1 protein-coding gene and 1 pseudogene are annotated in these 3,865 nt (G+C 61.9%); both read left to right on the plus strand.

Annotation, left to right across the window (positions count from 1 at the left end; genetic code table 11):
- Positions 1–365: pseudogene (locus HMPREF1136_RS00190) on the plus strand (S8 family serine peptidase); the annotation flags it as partial.
- A gap of 353 nt (positions 366–718) precedes the next feature.
- Entirely contained in the window at positions 719–3,865 is a 3,147-nt protein-coding gene (locus tag HMPREF1136_RS00195; protein ID WP_009647277.1) for a S8 family serine peptidase, read from the plus strand.

The raw sequence follows: 3,865 nt of genomic DNA on the forward strand, positions 1-3,865 counted from the left end.
TGGTGATTGATGGTTCCACGTATCGTTTTGATGCGGCCGGGTACATGCGCACTGGGTGGGTGAAGGATCAGGGTGCCTGGTACTACCACTCCTCCTCGGGTGCTCAGGCCAGCGGCTGGGTGTTTTCTGGTGCGCGTTGGTACTACCTGAGTCCTAACAGCGGTGTGATGGCGACAGGATGGGTGCAGGTGGGGTCCACCTGGTACTACCTGAATCCCTCTGATGGGGCCATGGCCACCGGGTGGCTGAAGGAGGGTGGCTACTGGTACTACCTGCAGCCTGGCAGTGGCGCGATGGCCACTGGGTGGCTGAAGATTTGGGGTACCTGGTACCACTTCGCCGATAACGGTCAGTTGATCAGCTAGGTGCCTGAGCTGAATCACTGAACCCTGCGCCCGCACCTCCCGGTCAGATTATCGGGAGGCGCGGGCTTTTATGGGTAATGATTGGCCCGGGAAGGTCGAAGCTGCGACAAGCTGTCTGTGCGTATGTGACGGTGAGCCTGCATAACGTGTCAGGTTTTCTGTTGAGAATTCGGGCACTGTGTTATTCATGTGATGAGTTTGTCGGACAGATTCAATGAATGGCAGTTTGACAATGATGATAAGAATTCGAGATAACTGTCCCTGCCTGGCCTGCTTTCAGTTACTCTTAAAGGGATGGATCGGCGCGGCAATGTGCGCCCCCATAACGCAGTTGTTAAGAAAGGGAACCACACATGTCCCACTGCAAAATGACGGCACTGGCGCTCGTCGCGACCGGTGCCCTGACCATCACGACCATGAGTATCCCGGCCTCGTACGCGATCGATGTAGATCACGGCGAGGTGTCGCAGGGTGCCGACGCTGCGGACGACGCGCAGCAAACGTTCATCGTTCAGCTCGAAGATGGCGCTGCGGATCTCGAGGGAGTGAGAGAGCGCCTCGGGCAAGCGGTAGCTGCCGCGACGCCTGGGGCAACCATCGAGTACGTGCGGGACTACCACCACGTGTTCGAGGGCTTCGCGCTCAAGGCACCCAGGTCTGCCCTCAAGGCCATCAAGGGCGTGCGCGGTGTTGCGGCCGCGTTCGCGGAGGGCACGCGCGAGCCGATCATGTATCCGGAATTCCTGTGGGGCGGTAGCGCCAAGATCACCAATCCAGCGGGGGTGACGCGCGCTGATCAGGCAGTCCAGCAGGGGCAGGGACTCGTCATCGAGGTGATCGACACGGGCCTGGACACCTCGCACGAGGCCTTCGCGGGTTCTATGGATAGCACGTCACTGCGCCTCACCCAGACGGACATGACATCCCTGACAGCGAGCCTTGGGGCTGGCAAGGGGGGCGCGTGGGTCAGCGACAAGATCCCCTTCGTCTATGACTATGCGGACGGCGACACGGACGTACTGGTCGGTTACGAGCATGACCGTGAAAGCTATACGCGGCACGTGCATGGCACTCGTATGGCTGGCCTCGCCGCCGCCAACGACAAAGCGTATAGGGGCGCTGCGCCGCAGGCTCAGCTCGTTGTCGCGAAGGTTGTCTCTGACTCCTGGAACGTCGCGCGTGACAGCGACCTGCTGGCAGCCCTGGACGATGCGATGGTGATCAGGCCAGACACTGTCGCCGTGTCTTTCATGTCGGACCGCGATATTAGTGGCGATGCGGTAAGACTCTACGAGCGGGCCTATGACAGGCTCTCCAACGCGGGAATGACGGTTGTAGCGCCGGCTGGTGATTACGGACGCGCTGAATGGCGGACTCTCTCCCCCCAGATGAGTTCGGTTGGTGCGCCTGCTGCATATTCGTCCGTCCTGTCGGTGGCAGCCGTTCTCAGATCTAACGATCAGGGGGAGGGTGGCCTGGCCCCGTGGAATTCCTCCTCGTGGGGCGTGAATCCTGATCTCAGGCTGAAGCCTGAAATCGCGGCGCCCGGTGGCAGTGTGACATCGTCTGAGCCGGGCAACGAGTACGACGACGAAACAGGCACGGCCGAGGCCTCGGCACAGGTGGCGGGCGTCGCCGCCCTCGTGCGCCAGCGCATTGCGACCGACCCGGCCTTCGCGGCGATGAGCGCGGCGGACAAGAACGCGGTGATCACCAACCTCCTCATGGGCACGGCCCACCCGATTGTGGATGCGACGAAGGCGGACGGAGCCTTCTATTCGCCGCGCCGCGTCGGCGCGGGCCTCGTGGACGCGGTGGGGGCCACGACCTCGCCGGTGTATCCGAGCGTCGTGGGAGCCGCGGACTCCTCGCGTCCCAAGGCGGAGCTCGGAGACGGAACCGACGGGTGGACCTTCCAGGTACAGCTGACCAACGTGTCCGACGCCGCCCACACGTACACGCTCGGCGGTCAGGCCCTGTCCGAGGACGTGAACTTCCTCCTCTACACAGGGCACGCGACGAACTGGACGGGCAAGGGGATCGACCTGACCTTCTCCTCCGACTCCGTGACCGTTCCCGCGAAGTCGAGCGCCACCGTGACCATCACGGTGACCCCGACAGCCGAATTTGCTTCGTTCGCGGCAGAACACACTCCCCAGGGCACGTTTATCGACGGTGCCGTAACCTTCACGAGCACAGACGGACAACCCGACCTGACCGTTCCCTACCTGGGCTTCTACGGTGCCGAGGAACAGCCGACGATCTTCGATAGCCCCGTGTACGGGAAGGGAAAGATCGGCACGTCCACAATGACCTTCCACGGCCTGCCCCTCGGCCAGATCAACCCCTTCGATCCGGAAGAGTCCATGGCGATCAGCACGAATGACCGCGACCTGTACATCATCACGCGCTCGGCGGAAGAAAACGCCAGGACGTACGCAATCCCGGCGACGATTCTGCTGCGAGACGTCGACAAGTTGACGTACACCTACACCAACGAGACAGGGGAAGTCGTGCGCTCGTACGAGTACGGGAGTGTGCCCAAGAGCCACTCGTACTTTAACGGGCGCTTTACTGAGGTGACCACCGCGGAAGAGCATTTCGACAGCACCCCTATATTTAAAGGATATGATGCGGCGGGTAACGAGCTGCCGGACGGTGCCTACACCCTCACCATCGAAGGCACGTCGACTGATGCGACTCCGACGACACAGCAGCTGACGCACGTGATTCGCCTCGACACGCAGGCACCCGTCGTCTCGAACCTGACGATCACGGGCGAGGGCAACGAGCGTACGCTATCCTTCGACGTCACCGACTCCTCCTATATCGCGGGGTACGGATTCTCGTCGACGGCTGACGGAGCGCCCTTCATGCAGGAGAAGGAGTACCACTGGGGCGAGCAAGGGGAGGACGGGCTGATCCACTACCACTACGACGTGCCGATCTCGACGATTGCCCAGCGGTCGGGCGGCGACCCGTCAACCGTCTACCTGCAGGTGTGGGACTGGCCGCTCAACAAGGGAACCGTGAAGGTAGACCTCAAGGCCGCCCCGAAGACCGGGGAGTGGAAGTGGGGTGCTCGTGGGTGGTGGTATCGCTACGAGGATGGTTCTTACCCGTCGAGCGCGGCCCTGGTGATTGATGGTTCCACGTATCGTTTTGATGCGTCCGGGTACATGCGCACCGGGTGGGTGAAGGATCAGGGTGCCTGGTATTACCACGAGGCGTCGGGTGCTCAGGCCAGCGGCTGGGTGTTTTCTGGTGCGCGTTGGTACTACCTGAGTCCTGACAGTGGTGTGATGGTGACGGGGTGGGTGCAGGTGGGGTCCACCTGGTACTACCTGAGCCCCGACAGTGGTGCGATGGCCACTGGGTGGCTGAAGGAGGGTGGCTACTGGTACTACCTGCAGCCTGGCAGTGGCGGGATGGCGACTGGGTGGCTGAAGATTTGGGGTACCTGGTACCACTTCGCCGATAACGGTCAGTTGATCAGCTAG

The organism is Actinomyces sp. ICM47 (assembly GCF_000278725.1).
GTDB lineage: Bacteria > Actinomycetota > Actinomycetes > Actinomycetales > Actinomycetaceae > Pauljensenia.

Bases quoted from the DNA above. Each gene is read 5' to 3' on its own strand.
- HMPREF1136_RS00195 (WP_009647277.1), top strand. From the start codon at position 719: ATGTCCCACTGCAAAATGACGGCACTGGCGCTCGTCGCGACCGGTGCC.